The organism is Vibrio sp. 10N.261.51.F12 (genome assembly GCF_041471725.1).
In the GTDB taxonomy this organism is placed as follows: Bacteria; Pseudomonadota; Gammaproteobacteria; order Enterobacterales; family Vibrionaceae; genus Vibrio.
Genome location: NZ_JBFROV010000014.1, coordinates 650,511 through 668,112 on the forward strand (window position 1 = coordinate 650,511; position 17,602 = coordinate 668,112).

14 protein-coding genes are annotated in these 17,602 nt (G+C 44.5%); 11 read left to right on the forward strand and 3 right to left on the reverse strand.

Annotated features, from left to right (window positions below):
* Window positions 1-290: 290 nt before the first annotated feature.
* Together AB4405_RS10190 and AB4405_RS10195 are read left to right on the forward strand one after the other, a co-directional pair.
* The gene (locus AB4405_RS10190; protein WP_372060666.1) at window positions 291-1,265 is read left to right on the forward strand and encodes an acetylxylan esterase; all 975 of its coding nucleotides are present in this window, start codon (window positions 291-293) and stop codon (window positions 1,263-1,265) included.
* A complete protein-coding gene (locus tag AB4405_RS10195; protein WP_372060667.1) occupies window positions 1,255-1,983 on the forward strand; it encodes an esterase family protein in 729 nt (242 codons plus the stop codon). Before AB4405_RS10190 ends, AB4405_RS10195 begins: the two co-directional genes overlap by 11 nt.
* A gap of 532 nt (window positions 1,984-2,515) precedes the next feature.
* On the opposite strand, the gene AB4405_RS10200 is transcribed toward AB4405_RS10195, so the two are convergent.
* On the reverse strand, window positions 2,516-3,031 hold the full coding sequence (locus tag AB4405_RS10200) for a DUF3087 domain-containing protein (protein ID WP_372060668.1): 516 nt from the start codon (window positions 3,029-3,031) through the stop codon (window positions 2,516-2,518).
* A 205-nt stretch (window positions 3,032-3,236) separates the two neighbouring features.
* On the opposite strand from AB4405_RS10200, the gene AB4405_RS10205 reads away from it, so the two are divergent.
* The 7 genes from AB4405_RS10205 (at window position 3,237) to AB4405_RS10235 (ending at window position 8,156) form a co-directional block, all read left to right on the forward strand.
* On the forward strand, window positions 3,237-4,157 hold the full coding sequence (locus tag AB4405_RS10205) for a permease (protein WP_372060669.1): 921 nt from the start codon (window positions 3,237-3,239) through the stop codon (window positions 4,155-4,157).
* Between the two features lie 55 nt (window positions 4,158-4,212).
* Window positions 4,213-4,608 (forward strand): ArsR/SmtB family transcription factor, encoded by a 396-nt coding sequence (locus AB4405_RS10210; RefSeq protein ID WP_372060670.1) that lies wholly within the window; start codon window positions 4,213-4,215, stop codon window positions 4,606-4,608.
* 8 nt (window positions 4,609-4,616) lie between these two features.
* The gene (locus tag AB4405_RS10215; RefSeq protein WP_372060671.1) at window positions 4,617-5,066 is read left to right on the forward strand and encodes a pentapeptide repeat-containing protein; all 450 of its coding nucleotides are present in this window, start codon (window positions 4,617-4,619) and stop codon (window positions 5,064-5,066) included.
* 390 nt (window positions 5,067-5,456) lie between these two features.
* The gene (locus AB4405_RS10220; RefSeq protein ID WP_372060704.1) at window positions 5,457-5,927 is read left to right on the forward strand and encodes a hypothetical protein; all 471 of its coding nucleotides are present in this window, start codon (window positions 5,457-5,459) and stop codon (window positions 5,925-5,927) included.
* A 249-nt stretch (window positions 5,928-6,176) separates the two neighbouring features.
* Window positions 6,177-6,446 carry a PTS sugar transporter subunit IIB gene (locus tag AB4405_RS10225; protein WP_102471807.1) on the forward strand — a complete coding sequence of 90 codons (270 nt, stop codon included), beginning with the start codon at window positions 6,177-6,179 and terminating at the stop codon, window positions 6,444-6,446.
* Between the two features lie 10 nt (window positions 6,447-6,456).
* Window positions 6,457-7,713 carry a PTS ascorbate transporter subunit IIC gene (locus AB4405_RS10230; RefSeq protein WP_372060672.1) on the forward strand — a complete coding sequence of 419 codons (1,257 nt, stop codon included), beginning with the start codon at window positions 6,457-6,459 and terminating at the stop codon, window positions 7,711-7,713.
* A complete protein-coding gene (locus AB4405_RS10235; protein WP_372060673.1) occupies window positions 7,710-8,156 on the forward strand; it encodes a PTS sugar transporter subunit IIA in 447 nt (148 codons plus the stop codon). The genes AB4405_RS10230 and AB4405_RS10235 overlap by 4 nt, the downstream gene beginning before the upstream one ends.
* Before the next feature lie 698 nt (window positions 8,157-8,854).
* On the opposite strand, the gene melB is transcribed toward AB4405_RS10235, so the two are convergent.
* Both melB and AB4405_RS10245 read right to left on the reverse strand, forming a co-directional pair.
* Entirely contained in the window at window positions 8,855-10,228 is a 1,374-nt protein-coding gene (gene melB / locus AB4405_RS10240) for a melibiose:sodium transporter MelB (protein WP_372060674.1), read from the reverse strand.
* Between the two features lie 361 nt (window positions 10,229-10,589).
* Window positions 10,590-12,707, reverse strand: a complete 2,118-nt coding sequence (locus AB4405_RS10245) for an alpha-galactosidase (RefSeq protein ID WP_372060675.1) — start codon at window positions 12,705-12,707, stop codon at window positions 10,590-10,592.
* A 551-nt stretch (window positions 12,708-13,258) separates the two neighbouring features.
* Between AB4405_RS10245 and AB4405_RS10250 the strand changes: the two genes are divergently transcribed.
* Complete coding sequence (locus AB4405_RS10250) at window positions 13,259-16,348, forward strand: beta-galactosidase (RefSeq protein ID WP_372060676.1); 3,090 nt, start codon at window positions 13,259-13,261, stop codon at window positions 16,346-16,348.
* 198 nt (window positions 16,349-16,546) lie between these two features.
* Window positions 16,547-17,560 carry a substrate-binding domain-containing protein gene (locus AB4405_RS10255; RefSeq protein WP_372060677.1) on the forward strand — a complete coding sequence of 338 codons (1,014 nt, stop codon included), beginning with the start codon at window positions 16,547-16,549 and terminating at the stop codon, window positions 17,558-17,560.
* Window positions 17,561-17,602: the final 42 nt, after the last annotated feature.

Genomic DNA, 17,602 nt, shown 5'->3' on the forward strand with positions numbered 1-17,602 from the left:
ATTGCAAATGGATGTTCAAGAGCGTGTGCTATTCATGTGCAAATAGCGACAAACTCAAGCTGATATGGTTAGCATAACGAAGTAAGGGTTAATGTAAGGTTAAGACTAAGGCATCGCCTGCGCATCCATACTCTTTAATACATTAACTATGCGATGATTGTTGCTCATTTGGTCGATGACTCGCGGGTGGATCCACCTCACAGCTATCACAGATCATATTCACATTATTTAATAGCCATGTAATATGAATCTCATAACCTGTGGTTCCGATGTAGAGTGCAAAGACAGACATGCCAGAGACTATTAAGCACGAGTACGAATTTGACCCAACCTATGGGTATGATTTTGACAGCCTGTTGCAAGCCAAACCGAGTTCCGTCCCATACGGATTCACCAGTTTCTGGCAGCAAAAGTATCAACAAGCGTTGAATGTTGCCCCATCACTTAACCTTCAAGACACCGGTATTATTAACAATCATTGGCGAATATTTGATTGTCATTACCAATCGACGGATGGTGTTCGTATTGGCGGTTGGTTATTGTTGCCGGAAAGAGGCAAGGTCAATAGTGCCATTATATGGGCGCACGGGTATGGCGGCATAGAAGCACCAGACACCAGCTGGAAACTCAAGCATACCGCCATATTAATACCCTGCTTTCGTGGCATCAGCCGAAGCCAACAAGCATCGATATCCAATGAGCCTTATTGGCATGTACTGCATGATATTCAAGACAAACAAAAATACATCATGGGGGGGTGCGTTCAAGATCTTTGGTGTGGTATCTCGGCATTGCTGACGCTTTTCCCTCACATAGAAAAACGCATCGGTCTCATTGGCAATAGCCTTGGTGGCGGTTTAAGCGTTTTTGCTAGCGCCTTTGATAAGCGCATATCACGCTGTCACTTCCACGTCCCCACTTTTGGCAATACATCACTCAGGTTCGCGATGCGTACTGCAGGCAGTACCCAGGCACTCATCGACTATAAAGACAGAGACATGATTATGAAAACTCTGCCTTTTTTTGATGCGTCGTGCGCCGCCAAGTTTCTAACTCAACCCACATTATGGGGTCTTGCCTTGTTCGATCCTTATGTCGCACCTCCCGGGCAATTTAGCATCTACAACGCCTGTCACAATAAAAAAGAATTGTTTTTGCTCGATGCAGGACATTGTACTTACCACAACGAAGACAAGCAGAATCGTGAATTGAGAAAAAGCGTCGAAGCGTTTTTTAAAGTATTGGGAGCACACGATGCATCGTGAATATCACCGCTGGAGAAGCCCTAACCTCAACAGAGAAATGGAGCTGCTCATCTTTGGGCATGCTGGCGCGAAGGTATTGGTGTTTCCCACTCGAGGAGGACGATTTTTTGAATATGAAAATCTAGGTTTGGTGAATAGTATTGCCGATAAAATCAACGCAGGACAACTGCAGCTGTATTGCGTCGACAGTATAGATTCGGAGAGTATGTATTGTTTTTGGGCTCACCCTCATGGCCGTATACATCGCCACAAACAATATGAAGAATATATTCTACAAGAAGTCATGCCACTCATGGCCAGCAAAAACGACCACCCATGCACCATCTCCCATGGCTGCTCGCTTGGAGCGTATCATGCCGCCAATATTTTTTTCCGCCATCCTCACTTGTTCCAAAAACTCGCCGCCTTTTCGGGGCGTTATGATCTGACTTGGGGAACCGAATCATTCAATGACTTATTCGATGGGTATTATCATGAAGATATTTATTACCATACCCCTACTCACTTCTTACAAAACCTATCAAACCCCGAGCAACTCCATCATATAAAAAACAGTGATATTGTCTTCGCGATTGGCAACGAAGATCCCTTCTTACAAAACAACCATATAATCAGTGGAATACTCAATCAGAAAGGGGTGCTTCATAGGATGTATGAGTGGGATGGAAGGGCGCACCGTGGGCGCTATTGGCGGCAAATGATTCCACTGTATTTGTAAGGTTTAGGGGGTAGGGTTAATCGATAGGTCATTCGAGTGACATTCAAGCCACCGATAACGGCTTTGTCTCAATGGCGGAATGGGTCAACTTGTGGATGAGGGATTCGCGTCTTATCTCTAAAATTTCCTCTATCAATTTACCTTGTGCATCGAGACCAAAGTGCATTGCGTACTTTTTCACTTTTGCAATTTCATTGGGCTGTAAATGATAAACTTCACGCTTTAGGTAAGATTCTATCTCGTGTTTAATGAGACCCCTGTCTCTTAATAATCTTGCGATCACGGTGTCTAAATGGTGAGTTTGTCTGGCCATAGCGGTGTACTTTTCCCTTTAGAAATGAGTGCGGCGGTCAGCCTTTATTTCATCTAGGCGCGAAGGTACACAGGCAATATGACAATAAGATTAATCCGCTTGTACGCAGCTAAACACAAAAAACCGGCATCGGCATCTCTAGCCCAAACAAAAGCCCATCGCTATAACAATGGGCTTTCAACGTTGAACAGAGTGGCTAGAACACCCGCCACTTCGACTTTATTTGATTAAGCTAACGTCAAAATCTTCAACACTCACTTGCAAAGCCAGCGTATCAATCTTGTTTTCCAAATCACAGATATTGACCTCAAGCTCTGGCAGTGTAAGCGTATTGTTATCGAGAACGTAGACCTGCTTTAAGCTGTGGTAATAAAAATAAAGAACCACGATGGCATCACGGTCATTCTCTTCAACGCGCTGCTTTAATGACTTTAGCTTTCTATAGATACGGTTCTGGATCGATTTTAATCGCCATACATAGTAAACCTCGACAAAGTAAGGCGTACTTTTTAGGTAAAAGAGCACCACACCACAGACGATCACAGCCCCCACGACCCCCATCAGGTTCAAGTGGAAATTCCCGGTCGACTCGCCCGGTACTGGCTGTGCACCAAACATGGCAATGAGCATGCTACCAAAACCTACAGATAATACCGCTAGTGCCCCTACCAGAACGACCGTCACCAAATTAAGGCGTTGTTTATAAACTGATTTATCTATGTTGATTAATTGCATACTTTAAATCTATTAGCGAAATATTCACCCATGATACCCCATATTTACAGCCATAGGCTAACGGTTCCATTGGCAGGTATCCATAGCACTCAACGTCTTTGTCGCCTAAAAAAACAGAAGGGTAAAAAATGATCATATACATACTTGCACAATCGTGCATGTGTGTATATGATCGCATCTCTTACCTATACTAGAGATTTTTATTTTGGATGCTAAATTAGTTATTGCACTCAATGAGTTCTTTCATGTTGCCAAGGGCTTGGTCGTGATCATCGCAATTGTATCGGTCTTAACAGGCTTAATACGCGAATATATTCCTCAAAATAAACTGCAAGCGACGTTAACTAAACACGACAAATGGGGAACCCTTTTAGGGGCACTCTTCGGTATGTTAACGCCATTTTGTAGTGCCGCTGTTGTCCCTGTCACGATGGCGATGGCGTCAATGGGAGCATCGCTGGGCACCGTGATGAGTTTCATCATTTCTGCTCCGTTGTGTAACTTTATTGTCTTAGCGATGGTCTATGCCGCCTTTGGTTTGAAGATCACTGCTATCTACTTCTTGATTACGTTTAGTGCCGCGGTTCTTGGGGGATTCTTAATTTCCAAGTCACCATGGAGAAACGAAATTAAGCGAGCTGACGAGTTAGAAGACTCCGCAGCGAAGACTTGCAACGAAAACAGCGGCAAGGTTTGTGGTCGCACGCCAGCATCAGCATCAAGATTACGCAATGCGATGAGAGGCGCTTGGAGTCTATTTAAGAGGATTATCCCTTATGTGCTAATTGGTGCAGCGATCAGTGGCTTCTCGGCTGTGTACCTGCCTGCCGATCTAGTAGAGCGATACGTTGGTGGTGATAGTTTCCAATCTATCGTCATTGCATCACTTATCGGTATTCCGCTTTATCTACGTATTGAGATGGCTATCCCTTTGCTTAATGTACTGATTGCTAAGGGAATGGGCTTAGGGGCAGCATTAGCGCTAATAATCGGTGGTACAGGTGCCAGTTTGCCTGAAATTGCGTTAGTATCAGCGGTGCTGAAACGAAAGGCGGTTATCGCGTTTGTGGGAATAATATTAACAACAGCCATTGTTGGCGGTGCTATCTTCCAATACGTGGTATAGATTTGACGCGTCACCATTGTGGGTGACGCGACTCTTTGATGAAAAGGTAACAATCATGATGGATGAAAAATATATCGATTCGCTAAAAGCCTTATCGGAGCCCAACCGATTACGCTTGTTTTGGTTATTTCTTCATGTCGATAAGTGTATGGCCGTCGCAGAAGCGATGGACATTATTGGTGACACTCAATACAACGTGTCTCGAAATCTCAAAATGCTCTATCGCGCTGGGTTACTACATCATGAAAAGAAAGGGAAATGGGTGTTTTATACCCTAAAAGAGCAAAGTTCCGCTCACTGCAAGGCATTGGTCGATTCAGTTAAGTTTTTACCAAAAGACGAGTTTGAAGAAGTCACGACACGCTGCGTACTTCGTTTGTCACTCAGGGTAAATGGTGAGTGTGTCTTAGGTGCGGATACCGACACCTGGCGCGACGCACTCAATGGGTAACTCACACAATGAAAAAGCTCACTAAAATTGAATTGGATAACCTTTTAGAACAACATACGGCATGGTTGGAAAATAAAGGTGGTCAACGAGCCGATTTAAGTTATACAGACTTGAGTCACATGGATCTAAAAGGCTCCGTATTGCAATGCGCTAACTTAACTCGCACCAATTTTAACGATGCTCTGCTGAATGCAGTAGACATGAGAGATGCTGACATTACGTATGCAAGTTTTAGGCATTCAAACCTCACCGATGCAAACTTTCAAGACGCTGATTTACGTAATACCGATTTTCGCGCTGCCCGGTTGCGAAATACCAATTTTCATCGAGCCGATTTGTATCGTGCTGAATTTGACGATACTGGTGTAAATAAAGCGATGTGTCATCTACCTAAGTTAACCAATACACTCATTGAATTGCGTGACGTTAATCGACCACATTGCTCAGACCCTTTATGATTATAGGTAGACGGTCCAAGTTTTACGTCCTAATCCCTCACGTAGATAGCTTTACTGGCATCATTAGCCAAATTTAAGCATCATGCATTTCTCACATACCAGAACTATAGACATTACCTGTCAATAGGCACCAACTCAGTTGGGGCGGCTTCATTCTCGTCATTGGTTAATGTCGTTGGAAACAGATACCTTTCACTCAAACGAGTTCTACTAGAGTCACCTGCTTACAATGCCTTCAGTTGAACTTAACTAAGTCATTGTTTATATGTTCAAAAAACACTAACAATTTTGATTAGTAATTTATAATGCATTGTCACGTCAGTCATGTATATAATTATATAGAGCTAGAAATTACGTTGTACTAGGTAACATTGAATGTTAATAAAAAAAATGGACGCACCAAAAGATATGCAAATCGGTGCGTTGTTTGACACCAAAAGGCATGGTTCCGTCACCGTTATTGAGTATTACAATACTCATACGGTAATTGTCGCCTTTGAGAACACAGGTAATATTCGAGCGACGACGGCAGCAAAGCTTCGCAGTGGCCAAATAACTGACCGCTCCGTTCCGGCGCAGTCTTCCATGGTAGGCAAAAAAGTAAAATCCTTAAAGCACGGTATATTGACAATTAAGAGCGTTGAATCAGAAAATATCGTTGTTTTACAAAATGAAAATGGCGAAGAAGTGAGAATGCTACTTCCTGCTGTACAAAAGATGAAAGAACAAATAAATGAAGACATTGAAAACGATGATGAGTTGGAATTACCAACATCACTCAGTGCACTCACTAAAAGAAATAAGAAAACAAAAGATGTGAACTCTCTTCTTAAAAAAATGATCACTGAATATGGTAAGTAAAGACTCATTCATAATATATAAGCAACTGCTCACACAACTCGTGATCACACTTTATTATCCTCTCTAAAACTCTATATTTTCGATAGTCGCCACTGGGCTTTGATGCGATCATTTATGGGATCTGCGTCACAAGGTCATTTTGACTTTGTGACGCAGATCGATACCAATTTCTACTATTTTGGGTAACATCGCTCCAACAAATACGTGAAACGATTATTTTTAGATCAACTAACCCTATAGAGAAATATTATGAAAAAGATTCTGGTTGTATGCGGAAATGGCCTTGGCACTTCATTAATGATGGAAATGGCGGTTAAAGAAGTTGTTAAGAAAATGGGATTTGAAGCTGAAGTTGATCATGAAGACTTATCATCAGCAACATCAAGTAATGCTGATATCTGGGTAGCAGCAACCGATGTTGCAGGTCAACTTGAAGAAGCAGGAAAAACTAACATCGTTAGCTTATCTAATATTTTTGATAAAGTATCAATCGAAGAGCAATTAAAAGCAATCATCTAAGGTTTATATAATGGCTAATTTCTTTGAATTTATGCTTGGCTTATTAAAAGAGCCAGCAATCATGGTTGGATTAATTGCTTTTATTGGCTTAGTCGCTCAAAAAGCAGATATTTCAACCATTTTAAAAGGCACCATTAAAACCGTAATGGGTTTCCTGATTTTAGGTTTTGGTGCTGGTGCCCTTGTTGGCGCGCTTAATAACTTTTCTGTTGTATTTACGGAAGCATTTGGTGTAAGTGGTGTCATTCCAAATAACGAAGCGATTGTTGCTTTAGCACAAGAAGCTTTTGGTTATGAAATGGCATTAATAATGTTTTTTGCCTTTGTTGTGAATATTATTTTAGCACGCTTTACACCGCTGAAATATATATTTTTAACGGGTCACCATACAATGTTTATGTCTATGTTAGTTGCTGTAATTTTGTCTACAGCAGGCATCACAGGCACTGCATTAGTTGCCATTGGCGCAACGATTGTTGGTTCCTTGATGGTCATCATGCCAGCGCTTGCCCAAAAATATACCGTCAAAGTAATGGGCACTGACCAGTTAGCAATGGGCCACTTTTCAACGCTCTCTTACTTAGTTTCAGGTTATATCGGCAGCAAGTTTGGTGATACTTCTAAAACAACAGAAGACATGAACGTACCAAAGAGCTTAATGTTCTTACGTGATACTCCAGTAGCCGTTGCTGTCACCATGGCAATCTTTTTCTTGTTCGCCTCTGTTTTTGCCGGTGGTGACTTTGTAGAAACGGTCTCTGGTGGTCAGAACTGGGTCGTCTTTACCTTTATTCAATCGCTCACATTTGCAGGTGGTGTCTACATCGTTCTTCAGGGTGTTAAAATGCTGATTGCAGAAATTGTCCCTGCATTTAAAGGAATATCTGACAAGCTTGTACCGGGTGCAAAACCGGCTCTAGATTGTCCAATGGTATTCCCTGTGGCACCAAACGCGGTGTTGATTGGTTTCCTATCTTCATTCTCTGCTGGCCTAGTCGCGATGGGTATCCAAGGCATGTTTGATTGGACTATCATTGTTGCGGGTGTGGTTCCACACTTCTTCGTTGGTGGTGCTTCTGGTGTATACGGTAACGCGACAGGTGGTCTACGTGGTGCCATTTTAGGCGCATTCGCTCAAGGCCTATGTATCTCATTCTTACCAATGCTTCTTCTTCCAGTACTCGGTAACATTGGTCTTGAGGCTACTACCTTTGCTGATTTTGACTTTGGTGTTGTCGGTCTAATTCTTGGATGGATTGTATCATGAGCCTTATGAAACTAATCGGCGATAACATCGTTATCTCTACTGAAGAAAACCTAAGCGTTGATGCAATACTCGACATCACATGTTCAAAACTTATTGAACATGGCAAGGTGAACGCTTCTTACTTAGAAGCCATAAAGCAAAAACACCAAGAAATTGGCGCTTACTATGTCCTTGCACCAAAAATTGCTATGCCACATGCTCGCCCAGAAGATGGCGTTAATGAAGCAGCACTTCAAATCACAGTATTCAAAAATGGTGTAAACCTAGAGTCTGACGATAATGGGGATGTTTACTTCTCTGTGACATTGGCTGCGATGGATTCAGACAGCCATATTCAAACGATTATGGCATTGTCAGAATTGTTCCAAAATGAGGGCGATGTGGATGCCATCATTGCGGCTCAGTCGAAAGACGAGATTGTTGAGATCCTAGAAAGATACTAATCGTCACTTTTGCTGTTATTTCAATAAAGCCCTCTATCTAAGAGGGCTTTTTTTTCCTTTGAATGGGCCGAAAAGTACAGAGTAATAGTCATGTAAATGAATATGGAAAGGATATGACTAGCACGATGGTCGATGGTCGATGGTCGATAATAGCAATCGGTGCATTTTTCAGGGCCTCGTTTAGTCATTTATTTAGTCGTCATTGTCCTCGTCATCATCCAAGATGAATTCAAACAGATTGCCTTACCACCCATTCCAAAACACTGGGATTAGCACTTTTTCATAGAACCCCGTTGCCGACCAGCATCCTATTCCCATAATAGATAACAATGTTAATGCACAGGCACCCATTCAACGTTGGTACACGGCCAACGAGTTAGGTATCAACGTCATTGTACAAAGAATACAAACTACCGAACCAATGCGTATTCTGGTTGAACACGATTGCCGCCGGGGTCAAGGTTTTCTATTTAGTCAGCCGCTTCCCATTGCCAAATACATCGCGTTTTGTCAGACAAAAATCCAACAATATTGATCGATAAACGCAATTGGTTAAGTTTGTAATAAATGACAACCCCGCCCACTTACAGACACAAAAAAGCCAACAGCGAATGCCATTGGCTTAATCTATCATTTCGATGCCGAACACAAAGGAGTCGTATACTCTCATCTGAGACACGACCCTTATAGGCAAGGCTCTACGCCGATACAGGCGTGCTCTCCACTTGCGTTTCCTGCTCAGCATCGTCTTTATTAAAACCATCATGCAGACGATAGTAACGCTGATAAATAATGCCGCTGATGGTCATCATAATGGCAGGGAGACCAATCATCATGAACTCCAGTCCATTGATAGTACTTGCTGATTGTTCAACATTAGGCACATATCCAACCACCGTCAGTCCCATTCCGACAATAAAGCCACCAGCTGCACCGGCGAATTTTACTAGCATGGTTTGAACAGAGAAAATAACACTTTCGCTGCGACGGCCTGTTTTGTATTCACCGTAGTCAACTACATCTGCCAGCATGACCGTTTGTAGTGCGTTGGCAATACCCACACCGAACTTAATTGCGGCCCCTGCCATACCAATCATTAGCGCACTTGCTGGTGCAATAAAGCCCATCAATAACAGTAACACACAAGACAATACCGGGAAACCACACGCCATTATCCATAGGTATTTGCGAGGGAGCGTTGATGCGATGCGAGGGAACAAGAAGACACCAGCAACTTCTGCAATACCTGCCACCATCATGTAAACAGGGAATAAAGAAGCATCACCAAGTGCGTAAGAGAAGTAATAAATCGCGAAGCCACCTACTAATAAGTTAGCAATTTGGAATGACAAAACAGTACCGATTAGCGCTTTAAGTTGATCGTTTTTGCCAATGATCGTTAGCACGTCTTTAAAGCTAAATTTCTCGACCGGTTTTGCGTTTGCAGGTGCTGCTTTCTCTTTTACGTTACGAGCGATAAGGAAGGCACTCATAACAAACAAGACTGCAATCAACATCGCGACATTGAAGAAACCATCACCTTGGTTACCGTTACCGAGCTCGCCGACAATGTGAAGGCCATAAGTCCCGGTAATGAACCAAGCAAGGCTTGCGAAAAGGCGAGGCCAAACAACCAACTTTTCACGCTCTTGACGAGAGCTAGAAAGCGCAGGAATCATCGACCAGTAAGGGATATCCATAATGGTGTACGTGAGTCCCCACAAGATATATGCCGCGGCTGCGTAGATATAAAGTGTCGTACCTTCAAACATATGGGTACTGAACAGGCCAACCAATACGATAGCGTTTAATATGGTACCAATGACGATCCAAGGGCGAAATTTACCAAATCTAGAGCGTGTATTATCAACAATGACACCCATCATTGGATCCGTAACGGCATCGATAATACGTGCCGCCAAGAAAATAGTACCGACGAAAGCGGCAGACAACCCAGCCACATCCGTAAAATAGAACATTAAGAAGATGTAAATAGGTGCACAAGCAAAATCTTTACCCAGTGCGCCAAGGCCGTAAGACAGCTTAGTTTGTAGTGTAATTTGGTCAGACATAATAATTCCTTGGTGCCGTGCCGCTATTCATCCTCCTCACGAGACTTCATAACGCCGACGTCTTATATTTATATTTCGACGTTCATGCTACCCACACACTTGATGCCTTACTGTGATCAAATACCTGTTTATGGAAACGTTTACAATCAAGATATCAAAATGAGACATCGAACATCTTATAGCTTCCAAATAAAGACTTGAATCACATTATTTACACTAATTTATCAAACCATTAACTCAACTTCACATGAAAACGATTCCAGATTAGTTAGCGATAGATATAAAAAAGCCGCACAAACTACTCGTCTGTACGGCGTAAATAAACCGGTTAGAAATCACTCAAGAAAATAGTAAATATGGGTTAGCGAATACGTTCAAACTTCACTAGCATTGCGGTTTCCGCATCAAGAATCGGCATCGTTAAGCCGATTTCCTCGCACCATTGACCAGAAAGCTCACAGCCTGAACTGGCCCAAGGCGGTTGATAATTAACGATATCATTATAATTTTCAGGCTGGTCCAATACCGAAATACGATAGACCGCTTTTGGATCTAAGCCCGGCACTTTTAAATGACCGCTCAGCGAGTTGGTTGGCATACTCAGCTGAGCGAGCATCACCACGGCTTCGGATTGATCGTTAGCGACGACCGCATGGATTTGGTGAGCTTTATCGTCGGTTGGAACGCGCCATGTTCTACCACTGTGCAGCAATGGTCGCAACATTTTGTGCAGCTTAATGTAACGTTCAAATCCTTGTTTTTCAGTTTGCTCTTCTTTAACCGGATCCAGTTCGATCCCCATATGGCCAAACAACGCAGTTAAGCCACGGAACTCAATACCATGACGACGACGTGTACTGTGACAATGACTCGCACCAATATGGCTACCCATGACCTCAGGCGGGAAGAAGTAGCTCATACCTCGCTGGATAGTCTGACGTTCCAATGCATCATTGTTGTCGGATGCCCAAAAACGATGAGTACGTTTCAACACTTCAAAATCAATACGTCCCCCACCCGCCGCGCACGACTCAATGTCCACTTTAGGGTGTGTCAGTCGAACTTTATCCACTAGCGCATAGTAACGCTGAGTTTGCTTGCACGCCGCAGCTTGACCAACGTGAGCAGGCTGAACGACTTCACGGTTCATATCCCACTTGATATAAGCAATATTGTAAGTCGACAAGAAATAATCGAGTCGCTCAAACAAGAAATTGAACGCGTCATCATTTTGCAGGTCAATGACATACTGGTTACGACCCGTTGGCTGCTCATAACCCTCTATAGCTAATAACCAATCAGGATGGGCACGAAAGAGATCGGAGTCTTTATTGATCATCTCCGGTTCAAACCACAAGCCAAATTCCATACCGAGTGCATTCACGTGCTCGACTATCGGTTGTAAGCCATGTGGATATTTGTCTTCACACAGAAACCAATCGCCTAGCCCAGCTTTATCACCGTTACGCCCTTTAAACCAACCGTCATCAATGATAAACCGTTCGACGCCCATCTCTGCTGACTCACTTGCCATCGCCATGATGTACTCTGGGTTATGATCGAAGTAGATGCCTTCCCATGTATTCAAATGAATGGGACGAGGCTTATGATGAAAATCACTTGGTAAAATAGTGTCGCGAACGTGCGAGTGGAAATGATGACTCATTCCATTCAAACCTGAGTGACTATAGCTTGCGTAAAGCCACGGCGTCGTCAGGCTCTCTCCCTCTTTGAGAGCGACTTCACCGGGCAGGTAAATGACTTCAGCTTGCATATAGCGGCGGCCATCGGCCTTCACATCCACACGCAATCGATGATTTCCGCTCCAAGCGAAATGGAAGCCCCACACATCACCTTGCATCTCATCAAAGTGTGCGTTGCCTGCAACTAATGCCGGGTAGTGCTCGTGGGAAGTACGACCACGACGATTTTCTTGTTGGTAACCGCCTTGTTGTAAAGGCTGACGAACCGTTTGGAATTCATTCACCCAACGCCCGTAGTACGTCATTAACTCGTTAGCTCGCTCAGGTAGAGGTAGCGTATTGGCAAGACGATTGACTTGATAAGTACCGGCTTTAGTGTTGGTCAGTGTATGACGTGTTTTCACCACATCATGGATATCCAACTGAAGCTCTGTCTTGAGCGCTAGACCGGCTATCGTATCTTCACTTTCGACGACTAACCCATCCTTACCTTGTTCAATACGAGTGATAACAAATACTGGTGACCAATCTTGCCCATTGCGGTGACCTTCCACTCCTGGGCTACTGAACACACCACGCCCAAGCTCAGGGCTTAACGTCATAGAAACATCGTTATCTAAACGGCCATAAGGCACAGGGCGATGTAAGGCGACACGACAGCTTTCGAGATCGCCCGTGACCTTTTTCCCCCAATGTAGGATCTCCGCATAGTCACCCAGCTCTACGATCAGTTGAGTCTGTGCACCTGCCAGCTCAATCACGGTTTTATCAATCATCTTGTCTTACCAAAAAAAGGAAATTACGTTGCATCATAATGAAAAGGATAAAATAATCTGTGATCGGCTCCAAAATCATGAGAACGTTTCCAGATTTCAATTTATTCTATCGGATGGATCACGATATGATAGTCGGCCTACGCATCAGTGAGGTCTAAAGAAGGCTTGATCACAGCTCTTCTTTAGACATTACGTCAAACCCAACCTTCGGTAGCCCATTCGCAGCACGGTAGTGTAACCAAGTATGACAGGTCTCTACAGCGCACAATCCAATCTCCACGGATACTATATCGCCTATACAGTGGCTTTATTGCCCCTCCCATTTCCACTCATTTAAGTAAGCGTTTCCAGAGAAGCCTTGTTTATATTGATGAATAAAACACCATAAACGAGCGATACCAGCGTAATATCCACCCACTGAAATCGTAACGACCTCGTTGACGTAAAAATGCCAACCTCATCATGGAAACGTTTCCGGATTTTATTTACACTGCTCGCGAGTGATGACTCAAACCCAACGATGAATCCACTAGCACATGAGTAGGAAAACCATGAAGGCATTTTCAGATATTCTCCAAAGACGCGACTGGGAAAACCCACAATCGGTGAATGTTCACTGTTTGAAAGCACATAGTCCACTTTCCAGCTTCCGCGATATTGACCATGCCCGCGAAGGGATTCATGCTCAACGCCAATCATTAAATGGCCAGTGGTCATTCAAACTATTTGATGCTCCAGAACAAGTCGACGGTGAATTTATTCAGACCGACTTCAATGACGGTCACTGGGATAAGATTACCGTCCCATCAAACTGGCAGCTTCAAGGCTACGACAAGCCTATTTACACCAACGTAAAATACCCATTTGACGTCAATCCTCCATTGGTACCAGCAGACAATCCAACCGGCTGTTATCGCACCACACTCTCCTTATCAGAAACCGATCTGACCAATACGCAACGCCTCATCTTTGACGGTGTCAACTCTGCCTTTCACTTGTGGTGCAACGGAACGTGGGTGGGATATAGCCAAGACAGCCGATTACCTTCTGAGTTCGACCTTTCACCCTACCTAATTGCAGGTGAGAACACGCTGGCCGTAATGGTGATGCGTTGGTGTGACGGCAGCTATTTGGAAGACCAAGATATGTGGTGGCTAAGTGGTATTTTCCGCGATGTGACCCTGCTTTCCAAACCACAACATTGCATTGATGATGTCTTCATCACACCAGACTTAGATGCGTATTTCCGTGACGGTTCGCTGTCTATCGTGACGCATATTTCTGCGCCAGACACCTTCCAAATACAAGTCCAACTGTTTGATGGTGAAGAGGCCGTTACTGACCCTAGTATTGAGCGTCCACATAACCGTCGTATTGACGAACGTGGTACCTGGGATGACGTGATATATCAAACCCTGCACGTCCGTGAGCCAAAAAAATGGACAGCAGAGACCCCTAACCTTTACCGCTTGGTGGTTTCTTTATTAGATGAAAACGGTGCACACGTTGAAAGCGAAGCCTATCCCGTGGGTTTTCGTAAAGTGGAGATCACCGACGGCCAGTTAAAGCTGAACGGTAAACCGCTTTTGATCCGGGGTGTCAACCGCCACGAACATCATCCAGAGCTTGGTCATGTGATGACTGAAGAAGATATGATCCGTGATATCTGTTTGATGAAGCTATACAACTTCAATGCCGTTCGTACAGCGCATTACCCTAATCACCCTCGTTGGTATGAATTGTGTGACCAATATGGGCTTTACGTCTGTGACGAAGCCAACATTGAAACGCATGGCATGCAGCCAATGAGTCGTCTTTCAAGCGACCCACAATGGGCCCATGCGTACATGAGTCGCTATACCCAAATGGTCATGCGCGATAAGAATCACCCTTCGATCATCATCTGGTCGTTAGGTAATGAATCTGGGCATGGCAGCAATCACAATGCCATGTATGCGTGGTCAAAAGACTACGATCCTTCGCGCCCAGTCCAATATGAAGGTGGCGGTTCAAACACCACCGCTACTGACATCATTGCCCCTATGTATGCTCGCGTGGATACGGTTATCGAAGACGATGCCGTACCGAAATGGCCAATCAAAAAATGGATTTCGTTGCCAAATGAGACCCGTCCATTAATCTTATGTGAATACGCTCATGCCATGGGCAATAGTCTGGGCAGCTTTAACGAGTATTGGAATGCGTTTCGCGAGTTCCCTCGACTCCAAGGTGGTTTTATTTGGGATTGGGTTGACCAAGGTCTGAGCCAATGGGATGAGAATGGCCAACATTTTTGGGCCTATGGCGGCGACTTTGGCGACAAAATCAATGACCGACAATTCTGTATCAATGGGTTAATCTTTCCAGACAGAACCGTGCATCCAACGTTAGAAGAAGCCAAATTCTGCCAACGCATGATAACCGTATCACTTCAAGATCAAGCAAAGGGTCATTACAAACTTCTCGTCACCAACGAACACCTATTCCGAGCCACCGATAATGAGCAGTTAAACTGGTCACTATTAGAGAATGGCGAAGTGATTCAAGTAGGCACCTTACCGCTACACATGGATGCTGATAGCCAAGTAACCCTGGAAGTCATTGTCGATTGGAAACCAAAAGCAGAAGCGCAGTATCACTTAAATACTGATATCACCTTAATCGAAGCCGTTGCTTGGGCGCCAGCGGGGCATATCGGCGCAAGTGAGCAATTTAGCTTGGTCAACACGGCAGGCCTCGTAATACCGACGCCAAGCGTGCAACCCGCACCGACGCTAAGCCGACAAGGCAGTTCGATTACCGTCGCTAGCGACGATGAGCAGCATCAATGGCGATGGGATACTCAAACTGGCTTGATGATCGATTGGATGGTCGATGGCAAGACGCAACTCCTTGCGGCTCCGCAAGATAACTTCTTCCGTGCTCCGCTCGATAACGACATTGGAGTGAGTGAGATTGACAATGTCGATCCAAACGCTTGGATGTGTCGCTGGGATGTGGCTGGTATTGGTCAGTGGGAACGTGCCTGCGTGAGCTGCCATAGTGAAACGCTGGCACACACCGTAGAAGTGACGTCCATATTTGCCTATCACTTCAACGGCGAGATTCAAGCCGTCACGACTTGGACACACTCACTACGCAACAGCGGTGAAATGCAATTGGCCATAGACGTTAAGCTCACAGAGAACCTGCCACCAATGCCGCGTATCGGCTTGGAGCTGCAAATGCCTCTGAACGAGGAAAATGCACTCATCACATGGCAAGGTTTAGGGCCTTTCGAAAACTACCCAGACCGTTTGGATGCGGCACGTTTTGGCTTATACTCTCAACCACTAGAAGCGATGCATACCTCGTATATTTTTCCTACCGACAGTGGGTTACGTTGTGGTACTCAATGGCTAACCGTCAATGAGCTGACAATCACGGGGGACTTTCAATTCAGCGTAAGTCAGTTTGGGCAGCAACAGGTAGCAGAAGCCAAACACACTAACGAGTTAGTAAAAGAAGAGAAGATTTACGTTCGTTTAGACCATCAACACATGGGCGTGGGCGGTGATGATTCTTGGAGCCCAAGTGTGCATAAAGCGTTCCAGCTAACGGACAATCATTATGCTTACCGAGTGACATTTAAACCCGCTTAGTTACTCATTTAGCCCGTGGCTGATTATGCTCGGCACTCTGGTGTCACCTTATCCCCAAGCTTTGGCTTGGGGATTTTTCATTGAATCCTATCCCAAACACGCTAAAAGCTTGATGTATGATTGCTATTACCATTTAACTGATTGAGTTCATCCACATTACATTGTTAAATAGCCTAAATTCTAGATTCTGAGCTCCCAATGGCTACCATCAAAGATGTCGCAAGAGAAGCCGGCGTATCAATCGCAACTACATCACGCGTTATCAACAATGCCCCTCACACCAGTCAATCCGCCATTGTTGCAGTAAAACAAGCAATGGAAAAGCTAGGCTATAGGCCTAACGCCAATGCGCGTGCACTCGTCAGTAAATCATCCAACGCGATGGGAGTATTGGTCAATGATATGTCAGCCCCGTTCTTCGGAACCATGGTAAAAGCCATCGACACCATAGCTAGCGAGCAGGAAAAACAGTTACTAATCGGCAGTGGGTATCACGACGCCATCAAAGAACGTAACGCCATCAACTTATTGATCAACAGCCGTTGCGAATCATTGGTGGTGCATAGCAAAGGCATGTCGGATGACGAGCTGACAAAGCTGGCGACGGAAATACCCGGCATGGTGCTTATTAACCGAGTGGTTGCCGATATCGCCTCTCGTTGTATTGCGCTCGACAACCGCCAAGGCTCTTATATCGCAACGGAACATTTAATTCGTAATGGCCACAAAGATATCGGCTACCTCTGCTCCAACCATGACATAGAGGATGCACACGATCGCCGTGAGGGTTACTTTGATGCGCTGCGCGCCAACGGTATTGAGATTCGTGAGGAGTATATAGAGTACGGTGAGCCAGATGAAACCGGTGGTGAGCACGCTATGGTTAATTTGATGGCAAAAAACACGCCCATCACAGCCGTTGCTACCTACAACGATTACATGGCAGCAGGCTGCATGACACTTCTGCAAGAAAACTCAATCCGTATCCCAGACGACATTTCAGTCATTGGTTTTGATGATGGTCATATTGCCCGCTACATATACCCTCGCCTCACGACCATCCGCTATCCGATTCAAGTCATGGCTAACGAAGCCGTGAAACTATCATTGCAACTGGCTAATAACGAAGAGACCGATCAGAAAGCCCTCAAGTTATTTATGCCAATTTTGGTTAAACGCTCTTCTGTAGGCCGAGCCAACATTACGAAATAAAAAAACAGCACCGGCTATGGGTGTAATGCCGATCAGTTAAAG